Source organism: Acidovorax sp. FJL06 (assembly GCF_003852545.1).
In the GTDB taxonomy this organism is placed as follows: Bacteria; Pseudomonadota; Gammaproteobacteria; order Burkholderiales; family Burkholderiaceae_C; genus Acidovorax.
This window is the reverse complement of sequence record NZ_QAJR01000020.1, coordinates 68,162-83,020: the sequence shown is the minus strand read 5'-3', so window position 1 is coordinate 83,020 and position 14,859 is coordinate 68,162. Positions and strand designations below refer to the sequence as shown.

The window sequence follows — 14,859 nt, the reverse complement described above, 5'->3', positions numbered from 1 at the left end:
GGCTCAGCCCACCGGCTTGCAGGTCGCATTGACGCGCTGGTAGAGCACGCTGCCGCTGTAGAGGCCAAACACTTCCTCGCGCGTGCACTGCAGGGTCATCAGGTGCTGGCCCTGCATCGAAATGGTGGATGCCGTTTCGGACTTTGCCGTGGCCTGGGTGCCGTCGGCGTTGATGCGGATGTCGGTCTTCCCCAGGCGGATGGAGGCACGCAGGCCGCCGGCCTGCATGGCCTGGGCGGACTGCAGCTGCAAATCGCAGATCTCGCGGCGGCCGCCGGAATACACGCTCGCGGGGCTGCTGCTGTGGTCCGTCAGCTTGAAAACCAGGTCTGGCGCGGCCAGCGCACATTGGGCCCGGTAGTCCGATCGCTCTGCCAGCTCCAGCGCGCGCCGGAGCATGCCCTCCACGACGGGGGTGGTGAGCCTGGTGATGTTCTCGGCCTTCCCGGTGGCGGCTGTCGCTGGCGGGGGCACGGCAGGCGCCGCACTGGCGGCCTTGGCGGCGCTGGAGGGCGGCGGCGTGGCGGGCCGCTGGGCCACGGGGGCGGCCGGGCGCGGGGCCTGCATGCAGGCCCGGTCGGAATAGGTCGTGTGCCCTTTGTCGTCCGTGCACTTGAACAGGGATTGGGCGGCCGCAGGGGCGGCCCCCAGCGTGGCGGCCAGTGTGGCAAGCAGGAAGTGGGGGGAGCGCATGGGGCGGACTGCGGGGCGGGTTGGGGCTGGACGGGGAAAGTGGCGCTATTAAACCGTGTCTGCCATCCCCCGGATGGGGCGCGTGGGGGATCTACGCAATCCCCACAGCCCCGGGCGGGCCGCGCCGTAAGACAATCGCGCCATGAATTTGCGCAATATCCTGGTGCCCCTGGGGGCGGTGGCCCTGGTCGGGTTTGGTTTCATGGCCTATGGCTGGGCCGGTGTGGCGGCGGTCGTCGGCGGGCTGGTCATGTGGGCCCTGCTGCACTTCACGCGGCTGGTGAACGTGATGAAGAAAGCCGCCAAGCGGCCCATCGGCTATGTGGGCAGCGCCGTGATGCTCAATGCCCGGCTGGCCGAGGGCGTGAACCTGATGCATGTGGTGGCGATGACGCAGGCCCTGGGCGAGCTGCTGTCTGCCGAGGGCGTGGACCCGGAGATCTACCGCTGGACCGACGGCACCCGCTCCCACGTGACCTGCGAGTTCCGGCACGGCAAGCTGGTGAAGTGGACGCTGGAGCGGCCTGCGGCGGACGACAACACCCCGTCCCACGCTGGATGACACCCCGCCCCTGATCCGGCGGGTTTGCTGCACTGCACCCTCGGGCGGCGGTTCCTGGCGGGCTGGGGGCCCGTAAAATCCCGGTTTTGCGACCCACAGCAACCAAAGGAACCCCATGAGCCCCGTAGTTCCCTCGATGGCCGACCGTGACGGCAAGATCTGGATGGACGGCCAGATGGTCGATTGGCGCGACGCCAAGATCCATGTGCTGACCCACACCCTGCACTACGGCTGCGGCGCCTTCGAAGGCGTGCGCGCCTACAACACCGCGAATGGCACGGCCATTTTCCGTCTCGAAGAGCACACCGACCGCCTGTTCAACAGCGCCAAGATCCTGCGCATGAAGATCCCGTTCACCAAGGAAGAAGTGAACGAGGCCCAGAAGGCCGTGGTGCGTGAAAACAAGCTCGAATCCTGCTATCTGCGTCCATTGACCTGGATCGGCTCGCAAAAACTGGGCGTTTCGCCCAAGGGCAACCAGATCCACCTGATGGTGGCGGCCTGGGCCTGGGGCGCCTACCTGGGTGAAGAGGGCATGAAGCGCGGCATCCGCGTCAAGACCAGCAGCTACACGCGCCACCACGTCAACATCACGATGACGCAGGCCAAGGCGGTGAGCAACTACACCAACTCCATCCTGGCCAACATGGAAGCGCTGGACGACGGCTATGACGAAGCCCTGCTGCTCGACAGCTCCGGTTTTGTGAGCGAAGGCGCGGGCGAGAACATCTTCGTCATCAAGAACGGCGTGATCTACACGCCCGACCTGTCGGCCGGTGCCCTGAACGGCATCACCCGCAACACCGTGTTCCACATCGCCAAGGACCTGGGCCTGGAGATCGTGCAAAAGCGCATCACGCGCGACGAGGTCTACATCGCCGACGAGGCCTTCTTCACCGGCACGGCCGCTGAGGTCACGCCCATCCGCGAACTCGACCGCATCGAACTGGGCAGCGGATCGCGCGGCCCGATCACCGAAAAAATCCAAAGCGCCTTCTTCGACATCGTCGGTGGCCGCAATTCCAACTACGCCCACTGGCTCACCAAGGTCTGAAGAACATGTCGCAAGCTTCCGTAGAACTCCTGGCCAAAGACCTGAATGCACAAGGCGGTGTCTTCTGCCCCAGCCCCAAGGCCGACATGAAGCTGTGGAACAGCCACCCCAAGGTGTACCTGGACGTGGCCCGCACCGGCGAGGCCAAGTGCCCCTATTGCGGCACCGTCTATCGCCTGAAAGCGGGTGAACATGTCCACGCTGGCCACTGATTGATGCCAGTTGCCACCGGTGGCGCGTCGGCGCCGCCCACGTTGACCGTTGCGGTGCTGACCCACAACGAGGCACACCGCATTGAAGCCTGCCTGAAAAGCGCCGCGTTCGCCGACCAGCTCCTGGTGGTGGACAGCGGCAGCACCGACAACACCGTGGCCATGGCCCAGGGCCTGGGCGCCGAGGTGCACAGCCACCCCGACTGGCAGGGCTTTGCCGTGCAGCGCAACCGCCTGCTCGCGCAGGCGCGCGGCGACTACGTGTTTTTTCTGGATGCCGACGAGGTGATGACGCCGGCGTTCGCCCAGGAGCTGCAGGCCATCGTGCGCTCGGGCGCGCAGGCGGTGTGGACCATCCGCTGGCGCATGGTGGCCTTCGGGCATGAACTCCGGTACTTCCGCTCGCAGTCGCAGATCGAGCGCCTGTTCGTGCGGGCGCTGGTCAAGGAGTTCACCGGCGTCGTGCACGAGCAGGCCGAGCTGCATGCCCTGCCCGGCGGCGGGGCGGTGCCGCGCCGGCTCATCCAGGCCCGCCTGCTGCACTACTCGCGCACCACGGTGCGGGGCAGCCTGGAGAAGCTCACCCAGTACGTGATGCTGGGCGCCGCCAAGCGCGCCCAGAAAGGCCAGCGCGGCGGGGTGCTGCACGGCCTGGCGTCGGGGCTCTCCATGTTCCTGCGGCTGTATGTGTTCCGCCTGGGGTTTCTGTGCGGCGGGGCCGGGTTTCTGTATTGCCTGTTTGTGGCGCTGGAGGGCTTTTTTCGCTATGCCGCCCTGCACTATGACCGTGACAGCCTGACCGACAAGGTGATTCGTTGATGACCGCACAACGCTGGTGGGGGCGCTGCGCGAGCATCGGCGCCTTCCTGGTCCCGGGGCTGGCGCTGTGTGTGCCGTCCGGGTACTCCTACGGTGCCGCACTGCTGTTGCTGGCCGCGCTGGCCAGCGCCCCCGTATGGTGGCGCCGCCCCGCGCCGCGCGCCGCCTGGTGGCTCACGGCTGCGTTTTCCTGCATGGCCGCACTGTGGATGCTGGACGTGGGCGCCGCCTGGGGCTGGGGCAGCATGGACCGCCCGATCAAATACCTGCTGGCCCTGCCCTGCATCTTTTACCTGATGACCTTCCGGCCCCGCGCCGCCTGGCTGTGGATGGGCATCGCCGTGGGGGCCGTGGGCAGCGGGCTGGTGGGGCTTTACCAGACCTATGGCATGGGCCTGCCGCGCGCCAACGGTTTCACCAACGCCATCCAGTACGGCAACCTGAGCATGCTGCTGGCGGTGATGAGCGGCCTGTTGCTGGTGGCGCAGTGGCGGCGCTGGGTGCTGTGGCAGCGCCTGCTGCTGGTAAGCAGCGTGGTGCTGGGCGTGGTGGGTTCCGTGCTGTCGCAGTCCCGCGGGGGCTGGCTGGCGCTGGCGCTGCTGCTGCCGGTGTGTGCGTGGCTGCTGGTGCGCACGACCGGCCAGCGCCGGGTGTACTGGGGGCTGTGCGCCCTGGTGGTGGCAGCCGCCGCGCTGTCGCAGCTGCCCGCCGTGGAGCTGCGGGTGGTCGAAGCCCGCCAGGAGGTGCAGACCTACCAGCAGCGCGGCGATGGCCGCAGCTCGGTGGGCCAGCGCCTGGCGCATTGGCGCCTGGCCTGGGAGATGGGCTGGGACCGCCCGCTCACCGGCTGGGGCCGGGCCGGCTACACCGAAGAAAAGGCCCGGCGCGTGGCGGCCGGGCAGGCCCACCCCGTGGTGCTCGAATTCGGCCATGCGCACAACGAAATCCTGGACCTGTTTGCCAAGCGCGGCCTGCCCGGCGTGCTGCTGCTGCTGGCCTTCTATGGCATTCCGCTGGCGATGTTCTGGCCCACGGCGCAGCGCATCCAGGGCGCTGAGGGCAAGATGGACCGCGAATCGCTGTCGCTGTGCCTGGTGGGCGTGCTGCTGCCGCTGTCGTACATCGGCTTTGGCCTCACGCAGGTGTTTTTGGCCCACAACAGCGGCAACATGTTCTACCTGTTCATGTGCCCGCTGGTGCTGGCCGCGCTGCACCAGCGGCGCGCCCGCCTCGGCTGCCCCCGTCCTCTGTGAGAGCCCCTTCCATGCATATCCTGCTGGTCAACAACTCCCCCATTCCCGTCTACGGCTACGGGGGCACCGAGCGCGTGATCTGGGACCTGGGCAAGACCTTGGTGCAGCAGGGCCACCGCGTGAGCTACCTGGTGCCCGAGGGCTCGACCTGCGATTTTGGCCAGGTGCTGCCCATCCGCCCGGACGCGCCGTGGGAGGGCCAGATCCCGGCCGACGTGGACATCACGCATTTCCAGTTCAACCCGCGCACCGAGTTGGCCAAGCCCTACCTGGTGACCGAACACGGCAATGCGCGCAAGCCCAAGCCGCTGCCGCGCAACACGGTGTTCCTCTCGCGCGACCATGCGGCGCGTTATGGCTCCAGCGAGTTTGTCTACAACGGCCTGGACTGGTCGGGCTACGGCCCGGTCGATTTCAGCCGGCCGCGCCCGCACTACCACTTCCTGGGCAAGGCGGCCTGGGGGGTGAAGAATGTGCGCGGCGCCATCAAGGTGGCCCAGCTCGCGGGTGTGGAGCTGGATGTGCTGGGCGGCAACCGCATCAACTTCAAGCGCGGCTTCCGCTGGACCTTGTCGCGCAAGATCCATTTCCACGGCATGGTGGGCGGCACGCAGAAGACGGGCCTGCTCAACGCCTCGCGCGGGCTGATCTTTCCGGTGCGCTGGCACGAGCCCTTTGGCCTGGCCGTGATCGAGAGCCTGTACTTTGGCTGCCCGGTGTTCTCCACGCCCTATGGCGCGCTGCCCGAGCTGGTGCCGGTGCACTGTGGTGTGCTGTCGGCCGAGGCGGGCGTGCTGGCCGAGGCCGTGCAGGGCAACCACTTCGACCCCCGGGCCTGCCACCAGCATGTGGTGGAGCACTTTGGCGCCGAGCGCATGGCGCGCAACTACCTGCGCATGTACGAGCGCGTGCTGGCGGGCGAAACCCTGAATGCGCAGGCCCCGGTCATCCAGGGCCCCGCGCGCGAGCTGCCCTGGAAGAACTGACGGGGCAGGCCCCTGGGTTGTGATGCAAATGGCCGTTTGCGCTAGATGGGTAAGCGCAAGCAGCTATTAAAAATATAGCAATCTTCAGGCGCTGGCTGCCTGCAGCTCCTGCGCCAGCAGCGCCATCAGCTCGGCCGCAGGCAGCGGCCGCACCTGGGCCACGCCCTGGCCTGCCCACAGCGACAGGTGGTCGGCCCGGCCCGCCTGGGCCGCCGCGCGGCGCAGCGCGCCCGTCAGCGCGTTCTGCACGGGGTAGGGCGGCACGCTGCGCTCATCGGCCCGCAGGCCGTCCATCATGGTGTTGACGATGCCCCGTGCCGGCCGACCCGAGAAGATGCGCGTGGTGCGGGTGTCCGTGGGTCCGGCTTGCGTCAGCGCCTGGCGGTAGGCGGGGCCAATGCCCGACTCGGGGCAGGTCAGAAAGGCCGTGCCCATCTGCACCGCCTGGGCGCCCAGGGCCAGCGCCCCCGCAATGCCGCGCCCGTCCATGATGCCGCCTGCTGCGATCACGGGGATGGAGGGCAGCGCGTCCACACATTGCCGCACCAGCGTCAGCGTGCCCAGCATGCTGGCCTCGAAGTCGTCCACCGACGGCCCGCCCGGTGGCGGTGCCTCGTGGCCGGGTGACAAGAAGGTGCCCCGGTGCCCGCCCGATTCCATGCCCGAGGCGCAGACCGCATCCGCCCCCACGGCGGCCCAGGCGCGGGCTTCGGCCACGGTGGTGGCGGTGCCCACCACCGTGCTGCCCGTGGCCTGCAGCCGTGCCACCTGCGCGGCCGAGAGGATGCCGAAGGTGAAGCTGGCCACTGCCGGGCGCGCGGCCACCAGGGCCTCGAACTGCGCGCCAAAGTCCTCGCACCACCGCGCGGGCCGCTCGGGCACCAGGCCGAATTCGGCATAGAACGGCGCCAGGCGCTGCAGCGCGGCCTGCACCGTGGCCTCGTCGGGCGTGGGCGTGGGCGTGGCCTGCACGAACAGGTTCATGCCAAAGGGCCGGTCGGTGCGGCGGCGCACCTCGGCGGCCACTTCGGCCATGGCGGCGGGCGAGCGCATGCCGCAGCCCAGCATGCCCAGGCCCCCGGCCTGGGACACGGCGGCCGCGAGCGCGGGTGTGTCGGAGCCCGTCATGGGGCCCTGGACGATGGGCAGCGCCAGGCCGAAGCGGGTGGTGAAGGGGGAAGAAGGCATCAGAAACTCCTCTCAGGCAATGGAACGGGGTGGGCGGGGTGCGCTGCTGGCCTGCAGCGTGGCCAGCAAGGCTTCCAGCGCGGGCGACTGGTAGCCGCGCCGGCGCACCAGCACCGTGTCGCAGCTGGTCAGCGGCACCAGCCGCAGGGCCGGGGGCTCGCGCATCAAATCGATCACGGCCTGCGGCACCACGCCCGCGCAGCGCCCGGCCGCCACGCAGGCCAGGATGGCGTGGTACGAGGCCAGCTCCAGCACCTGGGGTGGTGTGCCGCTTTTTTGCTGCAGGAAGGACTCGCCCATGCGGCGGTAGGTGCAGCCGCTGCCGAACGCGGCCAGGGTGTCGAGCCGCAGGTCCTGCGGCGTGTGCACGGGCGGGTGGTCGGCGGGCAGGGCCAGCAGCAGGGTTTCGGTGAACACGGCGGTGCGTTCCACCGGGGCGTCGGCATCCACACCCGGCGGCGGCCAGGCGACCAGCGCGCAGTCGATGCGGTGGGCCAGCACCTGCTCCACCAGCTGGCGCGAAGGGGCGGTGCTCAGCTCCAGCACCAGCCCGGGCCACTGCGCGTGCAACTGCGCCAGCGGCTGCGGCAGGCGTGCGGCGGCCGTGCTTTCCATCGCGCCCAGGCGCAGGCGGCCACCGGGCTGGCCGGGGTGTACCGACTGGCGGGCCTCCTCGGCGAGCGCCAGCAGGCGGTCGGCATAGCCGCGCAGCGATTCGCCCGCAGGCGTGGGCACCATGCGCTTGCCCTCGCGCAGGAACAGCGTGGCGCCCAGTTGCTCCTCCAGCTGCTGCACACGCGTGGTCACGTTCGACTGCACGCGGCCCAGGCGCTCGGCGGCGCGGGTCACGCTGCCTTCCTGCGCCACGGCGCGGAAGATTTCCAGTGCGGCAAGGTCCATGTTTATTCTCTTTGTGAGATGATTATTTGAAAATAAATCTCAAAAAAGTATCATAGACCGGAATTGCCGCCATGGAAACGCTGACCTCCCCCCGCGCCCCCGCCACCGCCCTTGCAGACCAGCCGCTGGCCGTGGCGCTGGCGGGCATGGCCGCCCTGGCGGCGGCCATGGGCATCGGGCGGTTTGCCTTCACGCCGCTCTTGCCCATGATGCTGCACGACGGCGTGGTCACGTTGGCGGGCGGCAGCTGGCTGGCCACGGCCAACTACCTGGGCTATCTGATCGGCGCGTTGGCCTGCATGGCGCTGCCCTGGGTGGCGCCCCGCGCGCGGCAGCGGTGGCATGCGGTGCGGCTGGCGCGCTGGGGGCTGGCGCGCTGGGGGCTGGCGGCCACGGTGCTGCTCACGCTGGGCATGGCGTTGCCGCTGCCCGCCACCTGGCCTGCGCTGCGCTTTGCGGCGGGCGTGGCCAGTGCGATGGTGTTCCTCAACGTCTCGGTGTGGTGCATGGTGCGGCTGGTGGCACTGGGCCAGCCGGCGCTGGGCGGGTTGATCTTTTGCGGGCCGGGGCTGGGCATCGTGCTCACCGGCCTGTCGGCCAGTGCCATGGTGGCCCTGGGCTGGCCCGCTGCCGCCGGGTGGGCCGTGTTTGGCCTGTTGAGCGTGGGCTTGTGTGCCGCCGTCTGGCCGGTGCTGCAGGGCGTGGCCTTGCCTGCACCGGCAGCGGCCACGCACGCCTTGGGCGCTGCCCTGCCGGGCCAGGGCCCGTTGGCGCGCACCGGGCTCACGCTGGCCTATGGGCTGGCGGGGCTGGGCTACATCGTCACGGCCACCTTCTTGCCGGTGATCGCGCGTGCGGCGCTGCCCGCCGGGTCGCCCTGGCCCGACCTGTTCTGGCCGCTGTTTGGCGCGGGTGTAGCGCTGGGGGCGCTGCTGTCCACCCGCACACCGGCCGCGTGGGACCGGCGCTGGCTGCTCATGGCGGCCTATGCGGTGCAGGCCGGGGCCATCGCGCTCAGCCTGGTGTGGCCGGGGCCGGCGGGCTTTGCGCTGGGCAGTCTGCTGCTGGGCCTGCCGTTCACGGCCATCACGTTCTATGCCTTGCAGGAGGCGCGGCGGGTGTGGCCTGCGGCGGGCGACAGCTTTCCCGGCCTGCTCACGGCGGCCTATGGCATCGGCCAGATCGTGGGCCCGCCCATGGTGGCGTGGATGCTGCACCACGCGGCCACGCAGGGCCAGGGTTTTGTCTATGGGCTGGCCGTAGCGGCTGCGGCGCTGGGGCTGGGGGCGGTGGTGTATGCCGCGATGGCCTGGCGCTGGCCATTGGGCCGCGGCCGCTGAAAGCGCCCGGCGCGGCGCCTGGGTCAGTGGGGGGCCGGACCCGGGGACGGCGCAGCGGCCACCAGCGGAAGGGCCAGCACAAAACAGGCGCCGTGCTCGCCATCGGGCCGGTCCTGGCAGTGCACGGTGCCCTGGTGGCGCCCGGCGATCGAGCGCACCAGCGACAGCCCCAGGCCCACGCCGCCCGCACGTTCGCTCGCGCCCGGCAGGCGGTAGAAGGGCTCGAAGATGCGTTCGCGCTGGCTGGGCGGCACGCCCGGGCCGTGGTCGCAGACATGTACCTCGGCGCGCCCCTGGCGGCGGTGCACCACCACCGTGATCTCGCCGGTGCTGTAGCGGCGCGCGTTCTCCAGCAGGTTGCGGATGGCCCGGCGCAGCAGCTTGGCCACGCCGCGCACCTCCAGCGAGTCGGGGCTGGCGCCCACGTCCAGGTCGGCGTCCACGCGGGCGCATTCCTCGGCGGCCAGGCCGATCAGGTCCACCAGCTCCACGGTGCCCACGTCGGCCTCGCGCGCATCCAGGCGGCTGGCCAGCAGGATCTCGTCCACCAGCTGGTCCAGCTCGGCGATGTTGCGCAGGATCTCTTCGCGGAACGCGGGCGAGGGTTGCTGCCCGCCCATCAGCTCCAGCCCCATGCGGATGCGGGTGAGGGGCGAGCGCAGCTCGTGCGAGGCGTTGGCCAGCAGCGACTTGTGCGACTGCACCAGGGTTTCCACGCGCCCGGCGGCAGCGTTGAACTGGCGCGCCAGGTCGGCCACCTCGTCGTGCCCCTGCTCGGGCACGCGCACCGACAGGTCGCCTTCGCCAAACTTCTGCACGCTGCGCTGCAGCGCTTCGAGCCGCTGCGTGAGGCGCCGGATGATGGGGTACACCCCCACGGCCACGGCCAGGCTCACGATGCCCAGCAGCCACAAAAAGCCGAACGGCGGCCGGGTCCAGAACGGGGCCCAACCCGGGTTGGGCCCGGCGCCCCCGGGGCGCCCGGCACCGCGCTCGCCGCGTGGCTGGCGGGGCGCCATCTGCAGGGTGAAGATCTGTCCGGTGTCGGATTCGATGCGAAATTCAAGGCCTTCGCTGGGATCTCCCGGCTGGCGCGTGCCCATGCCGTGCAGCAGCAGCCGGCCCGAGGGGTCGCGCAGCGCGATCTCGCGCGAGGGCGGCACAAAAGGCTGGTTGCTCTGTGCCTTCTGCTCTTCGGCCATGCGCCAGGCCCAGCCCACGGTGAGCGTCAACACGGCGATGCCGGCGACCACGGCCAGCCAGATGCGCAGGTACAGGCGGCGCGAGAAAGGGGTGGAGAGGGACATGGAAACTCGATCGATCAGTGTCAGCAGCACGCGCATTGCTGGAAACTGGCGCAGCCCAGGCCAGTGGCCGCCGCGCAAGGGCCGCCCCGCCGCGCTGGCGGCGTCCCCCTGAGGGGGAAGGCGCGAAGCGACTCAGGGGGCATGACTAATCCTGTTGTTTGGCGAACACGTAGCCCACGCCGCGCACGGTGAGGATGCGGCGCGGGTTCTTGGCGTCCTGCTCGATGGCCGCGCGGATGCGGCCCATGTGCACGTCGATGCTGCGGTCGAACGCCTCCAGCTCGCGGCCGCGCACGGCCTCCATGATCTGGTCGCGCGTGAGCACGCGGCCCGCGCGCTCGGCCAGCGCCGCGAGCAGGTCGAACTGGTAGGAGGTGAGGTCGGCCGGCTCGCCGGCCACCGTGACGGTGCGCGCGTCGCGGTCGATCTCCAGGGTGCCGAAGCGCAGCACCTGGGTGGCGGCCGCCATGCTGCCGCCATCGGTGCGGCGGCGCAGGATGGCGCGGATGCGCGCCAGCAGCTCGCGCGGTTCAAAGGGCTTGGGCAGGTAGTCGTCGGCGCCCAGCTCCAGGCCGATGATGCGGTCCATGGGGTCGCCCTTGGCGGTGAGCATGAGCACCGGCACCTGGGCCGCATGGCCCTGCAGCGAGCGGATGCGGCGGCACACCTCCAGGCCGTCCATGTCGGGCAGCATGAGGTCGAGGATCACCAGGTCGGGCAGCGGCCCCGCGTCGGGCCCCTGCAGCTGCGCCAGGCCGCTCCTGCCATCGGCGCAGTGCGTGACCAGCAGGCCCGACTGGCCCAGATACTCGCCCACCATCTGCGCCAGGCGGGCATCGTCTTCGATCATCAGCAGTTGCGAACTCATGGGGGCAGTGTAGTGGGAGGCTCCAGGCAAGGAACCGCCATGCTCGCGCACGGGCGTCTCCCCGTGTTGAAGCACCCGTAAAGTTGCGGTAAACCGCCGCTGGCGGTGCGGCGGCCGGGTTGCTATGAATTAAGTAGCTGTATGCGCTGGATGGTCAAGCCGCAGGGCCGATTTTTACCTTGGAGGCCAGCCAGACCAGCACCAGCACCGGCAGCCCCAGCAGCGCCGTGGCCGTGAAAAACTGCGCATAGCCGAACGCGTCCACGTAGTCGCCCGAGAAGCCCGCCACGAACTTCGGCAGCAGCAGCATCATGGAGCTGAACAGCGCGTACTGCGTGGCCGAGTAGCTCACATTGGTCAGGCTCGACAGGTAGGCGATGAACGCGGCCGACGCGATGCCGCTGGCCAGGTTGTCGGCCGAGACCACGGCAATCAGCGCCGTCACGTCGTGCCCATGCCCCGCCAGCCAGGCGAACAGCAGGTTGCTGGCCGCGCTGAGGATGGCGCCCAGCATCAGGATGCGCATCACGCCAAAGCGCATGGACAGCACACCGCCCACGAACGCGCCCACCAGGGTCATGACCACGCCGTAGATCTTGGTCACGGCGGCCACCTCGTCCTTGGTGTAGCCCATGTCCACATAGAAGGGGTTGGCCATGATGCCCATCACCACGTCGCTGATGCGGTAGACGGCGATCAGCGCCAGGATCAGTGCCGCATGCCAGCCGTAGCGGCGCAGGAAATCTGCAAACGGCTCCACCAGCGCGCCCTGAACCCATTCTGCGGCGTTCTTGGCCGGGGGCAGCGCCACCGGCGCGGGCTCGCGCGAGAACAGCACGGTGACCACGCCCACCGCCATCGACGCCGCCATCACCAGGTAGGCCGCCTGCCACGCGCCGTTTTGGTACGCGGCGGCACCCTGCAGCACGGCCTGGCCCACGGCGGGCGCCACCTCGGCGCGCGCCGCAATCCACAGCACACCCGCCCCGGCCCAGATCATCGCTAGGCGGTAGCCCGTTTGGTACGACGCCGCCAGCGCCGCCTGGCGGTTGGCATCGGCCGATTCGATGCGGAAGGCGTCCAGCGCAATGTCCTGCGTGGCCGAGCCAAAGGCCACGGCCAGTGCGCACCACACGATGGGCCCCAGCGTCTGGCGCGGGTCGGCCAGCGCCATGCCGATGAGCCCGCCCACGATCAGCGCCTGCGCCAGCAGCAGCCAGCTGCGCCGCCGCCCCAGCAGCGGCGTGAGCAGCGGGATGGGCATGCGGTCCACCAGCGGCGCCCACACCCACTTGAAGCCATAGGCCAGGCCCACCCAGCTCAGGTAGCCGATGGTGCTGCGGTCAATGCCCGCCTCGCGCAGGCGAAACGAGAGCGTGCCCAGCACCAGCAGCAGCGGCAGTCCGGCCGAGAAGCCCAGCGTCAGCATGCGCAAGCTGGCGGGCTCCAGGTACACGCGCAGGGTCTGGAGCCAGGAGGGGCGGGCGGCGGGCGGGGAGGATGGGGCGGGTGGAGAGGAGGTGTCTGACATGGGCGCCGGGAGGTTTTTGTCTATTATTCCTGCATGTGCCTGCTCTGCCCCCCCACTTCCGTAGCGCCTTCGTCCCCGTGGTCGGCGCGCCGTGCGTTTCTGCTCGCCGCCGGGGCCAGCGTGAGCGCGCCGGTGCTGGCGCAGGTGGACGTGGGTTCCGCCTCCAGCCTGCGCAAGCTGGTGCCGGCCGAAACGCTGGAAAATTCCGCCGCCCAGCAGTACCGCCAGATGCTGGAGCAGGCCCGCGCCAAACGCGCGCTGGCGCCCGAGGGCCACCCGCAGCTGCAGCGCCTGCACACCATCGCCCGGCGCCTGATCCCGTTCACCGCGCCCTGGAACGACCGCGCCAAGCACTGGCGCTGGGAGGTCAACCTCATCGGCAGCCCGCAGATCAATGCCTTCTGCATGCCGGGCGGCAAGATCGCGTTCTACACGGGCATCCTGGAGCAGCTCAAGCTCACCGACGACGAGGCCGCGATGATCATGGGCCACGAAATGGCCCACGCGCTGCGCGAGCACGCGCGCGAACGCCTGGCCAAGACGCAGGGCACCAACCTGGCGCTGCGCCTGGGTTCGCAGCTGCTGGGCCTGGGCGACCTGGGCCAAGCGGCGGCCGGTTTGGGCGGGCAGCTGCTCACACTGCAGTTCAGCCGCTCGGACGAGAGCGAGGCCGACCTGGTGGGGCTGGAGCTGGCCGCGCGCGCGGGCTACGACCCGGCCGCCTCCGTGAGCCTGTGGAAGAAGATGGGCAATGCCACCGGCAGCCAGCAGGGCGGGCTGGCCTTTTTGTCCACCCACCCCTCGGGCCCCGCGCGCATCAAGGAGCTGGAGCAGAACGTGCCCAAGGTGCAGGGGCTGTACGAGGCGGCCCGGCGCCCGGGTTGATTTGCTATTGATTTGGTAGCTGGTTGCGTTGGATAGGCAAGCCGCAGCGCCTGCTTTATTGCCAACGGCTGATGACCTACCCCCGGCTCACGCGGTTGCGCCCCGCGTGCTTGCTTTCGTAGAGCGCCTTGTCGGCGCGCGCAATGGCGGCCTGCAGGTCGTCGGCGCCATGCACCAGGGCCACGCCGAACGACAGGGTCAGCGCAATCGGCGTGGAGCCCACGGGCAGCGGCGCCTGGGCCACCACCGCGCGGATGCGCTCGGCCGTGGCGCAGGCGGCGTCCAGCGGGCTGGCGGGCATGAGCGCTAGGAACTCCTCGCCGCCCCAGCGCGCCAGCACGTCGCCCTCGCGCAGGTTCTCGCCCAGCGTCCCGGCCATGGCCACCAGCACCTCGTCGCCCACGGCGTGGCCGTGCTGGTCGTTGATGCGCTTGAAATGGTCCACATCGCACAGCAGCAGCGCCACCGGCGTGCCATCGCGCTGGCTGCGCGCCAGGGCCTGGGTGGCCTGGGCCTGGAAGTGGCTGCGGTTGGCCAGGCCCGTGAGCGGGTCGCGCGTGGCCTGGGTGCGCAGGCGGCTTTCGGCGATGAGGATGGTGCGGCGGTAGAACGCGGCCAGCGCGGCCGACATTGCAAACACCAGGCAGATGTGGATCCAGTTCACGATCTTCACGCTCTGCGCGGGCAGCGGATCGAGCGGCCCCAGGTGATCGCACAGCGCCTGCAGGCCCAGGTAGTACGCCAGCAGCGCCAGCACCACCGGCGCCGCAAAGCCGCGCGTGTTGGCAATCACGATGGCCGGGATGAACAGCAGCAGGTAGTAGTGGAAGCCGCTGTTCCAGCCAATCAGCAGCGAGCCCAGGGCCGCGTGAGCGACCACCTCGGTCCAGATCAGCACCAGCGCCGGCGCGTTGTAGCGCTTCTGGATCAGGCCATAGGCCCCCAGGTACATCGCAATGCTGACGGCGTTGATGGCCGCCAGTGGCACTGATCCCAGCCACAGGAACAGCAGGATGTAGCCCACGTCAATGGCCGCCGCCGTGAGCGCCACCCGCTGCACCATCGCCCAATAGGCCTTGCCCGCGAGGCTGGAGCCCCGCTGCGGGAGGGAAAACGCCCGGGGTGGGTGGCGGAGGGCGCGGCGGCCGCAGTGGCCGGGCCGGTGGGCAGGGGGGCAGAGCGGGATGCAGAACGTGCCATGGCGGGCAGGGGCCCGCTGGCGTTCATCCACCCGCCGGGCTTGAAAACAGAAGGCACCATT

At 69.9% G+C, this 14,859-nt stretch carries 15 protein-coding genes; 8 read left to right on the top strand and 7 right to left on the bottom strand.

Annotation, left to right across the window (positions count from 1 at the left end; genetic code table 11):
- Positions 1-3: 3 nt before the first annotated feature.
- Positions 4-693: a DUF4124 domain-containing protein gene (locus DBV10_RS13145; protein WP_124514069.1), complete on the bottom strand. Its 690-nt coding sequence runs from the start codon at positions 691-693 to the stop codon at positions 4-6.
- 142 nt (positions 694-835) lie between these two features.
- Between DBV10_RS13145 and DBV10_RS13140 the strand changes: the two genes are divergently transcribed.
- The 6 genes from DBV10_RS13140 (at position 836) to DBV10_RS13115 (ending at position 5,579) form a co-directional block, all read left to right on the top strand.
- Positions 836-1,255 (top strand): glycerate kinase, encoded by a 420-nt coding sequence (locus DBV10_RS13140; RefSeq protein WP_124514068.1) that lies wholly within the window; start codon positions 836-838, stop codon positions 1,253-1,255.
- Between the two features lie 115 nt (positions 1,256-1,370).
- Entirely contained in the window at positions 1,371-2,309 is a 939-nt protein-coding gene (locus DBV10_RS13135) for a branched-chain amino acid transaminase (RefSeq protein ID WP_124514067.1), read from the top strand.
- 5 nt (positions 2,310-2,314) lie between these two features.
- Positions 2,315-2,521, top strand: a complete 207-nt coding sequence (locus DBV10_RS13130) for a zinc-finger domain-containing protein (RefSeq protein WP_124514066.1) — start codon at positions 2,315-2,317, stop codon at positions 2,519-2,521.
- A 3-nt stretch (positions 2,522-2,524) separates the two neighbouring features.
- The gene (locus DBV10_RS13125) at positions 2,525-3,340 is read left to right on the top strand and encodes a glycosyltransferase family 2 protein (protein WP_124514065.1); all 816 of its coding nucleotides are present in this window, start codon (positions 2,525-2,527) and stop codon (positions 3,338-3,340) included.
- Positions 3,340-4,593, top strand: coding sequence for an O-antigen ligase (locus DBV10_RS13120; protein WP_124514064.1), 1,254 nt, complete (start codon positions 3,340-3,342; stop codon positions 4,591-4,593). The genes DBV10_RS13125 and DBV10_RS13120 overlap by 1 nt, the downstream gene beginning before the upstream one ends.
- A gap of 11 nt (positions 4,594-4,604) precedes the next feature.
- Complete coding sequence (locus DBV10_RS13115; RefSeq protein ID WP_124514063.1) at positions 4,605-5,579, top strand: glycosyltransferase; 975 nt, start codon at positions 4,605-4,607, stop codon at positions 5,577-5,579.
- 84 nt (positions 5,580-5,663) lie between these two features.
- Here DBV10_RS13115 and DBV10_RS13110 read toward each other — a convergent pair whose 3' ends face one another.
- Together DBV10_RS13110 and DBV10_RS13105 are read right to left on the bottom strand one after the other, a co-directional pair.
- Positions 5,664-6,767, bottom strand: coding sequence for a nitronate monooxygenase family protein (locus DBV10_RS13110; RefSeq protein WP_124514062.1), 1,104 nt, complete (start codon positions 6,765-6,767; stop codon positions 5,664-5,666).
- 12 nt (positions 6,768-6,779) lie between these two features.
- A complete protein-coding gene (locus DBV10_RS13105) occupies positions 6,780-7,667 on the bottom strand; it encodes a LysR family transcriptional regulator (RefSeq protein ID WP_124514061.1) in 888 nt (295 codons plus the stop codon).
- A gap of 71 nt (positions 7,668-7,738) precedes the next feature.
- Between DBV10_RS13105 and DBV10_RS13100 the strand changes: the two genes are divergently transcribed.
- Entirely contained in the window at positions 7,739-9,007 is a 1,269-nt protein-coding gene (locus tag DBV10_RS13100) for a YbfB/YjiJ family MFS transporter (protein ID WP_124514060.1), read from the top strand.
- Positions 9,008-9,030: 23 nt separating this feature from the next.
- Here DBV10_RS13100 and DBV10_RS13095 read toward each other — a convergent pair whose 3' ends face one another.
- The 3 genes from DBV10_RS13095 to DBV10_RS13085 all read right to left on the bottom strand — a co-directional run bounded on the left by DBV10_RS13095 (position 9,031) and on the right by DBV10_RS13085 (position 12,713).
- Positions 9,031-10,314 (bottom strand): ATP-binding protein, encoded by a 1,284-nt coding sequence (locus DBV10_RS13095; RefSeq protein WP_124514059.1) that lies wholly within the window; start codon positions 10,312-10,314, stop codon positions 9,031-9,033.
- A gap of 145 nt (positions 10,315-10,459) precedes the next feature.
- Positions 10,460-11,182 carry a response regulator transcription factor gene (locus DBV10_RS13090; RefSeq protein WP_124514058.1) on the bottom strand — a complete coding sequence of 241 codons (723 nt, stop codon included), beginning with the start codon at positions 11,180-11,182 and terminating at the stop codon, positions 10,460-10,462.
- Positions 11,183-11,336: 154 nt separating this feature from the next.
- Complete coding sequence (locus DBV10_RS13085) at positions 11,337-12,713, bottom strand: AmpG family muropeptide MFS transporter (RefSeq protein WP_124514057.1); 1,377 nt, start codon at positions 12,711-12,713, stop codon at positions 11,337-11,339.
- 33 nt (positions 12,714-12,746) lie between these two features.
- Between DBV10_RS13085 and DBV10_RS13080 the strand changes: the two genes are divergently transcribed.
- Complete coding sequence (locus tag DBV10_RS13080; protein WP_124514056.1) at positions 12,747-13,598, top strand: M48 family metallopeptidase; 852 nt, start codon at positions 12,747-12,749, stop codon at positions 13,596-13,598.
- A gap of 76 nt (positions 13,599-13,674) precedes the next feature.
- Here the strand turns inward: DBV10_RS13080 and DBV10_RS13075 are convergent, their stop codons facing one another.
- Positions 13,675-14,829 (bottom strand): GGDEF domain-containing protein, encoded by a 1,155-nt coding sequence (locus DBV10_RS13075; RefSeq protein ID WP_233589909.1) that lies wholly within the window; start codon positions 14,827-14,829, stop codon positions 13,675-13,677.
- Between the last annotated feature and the right edge of the window lie 30 nt (positions 14,830-14,859).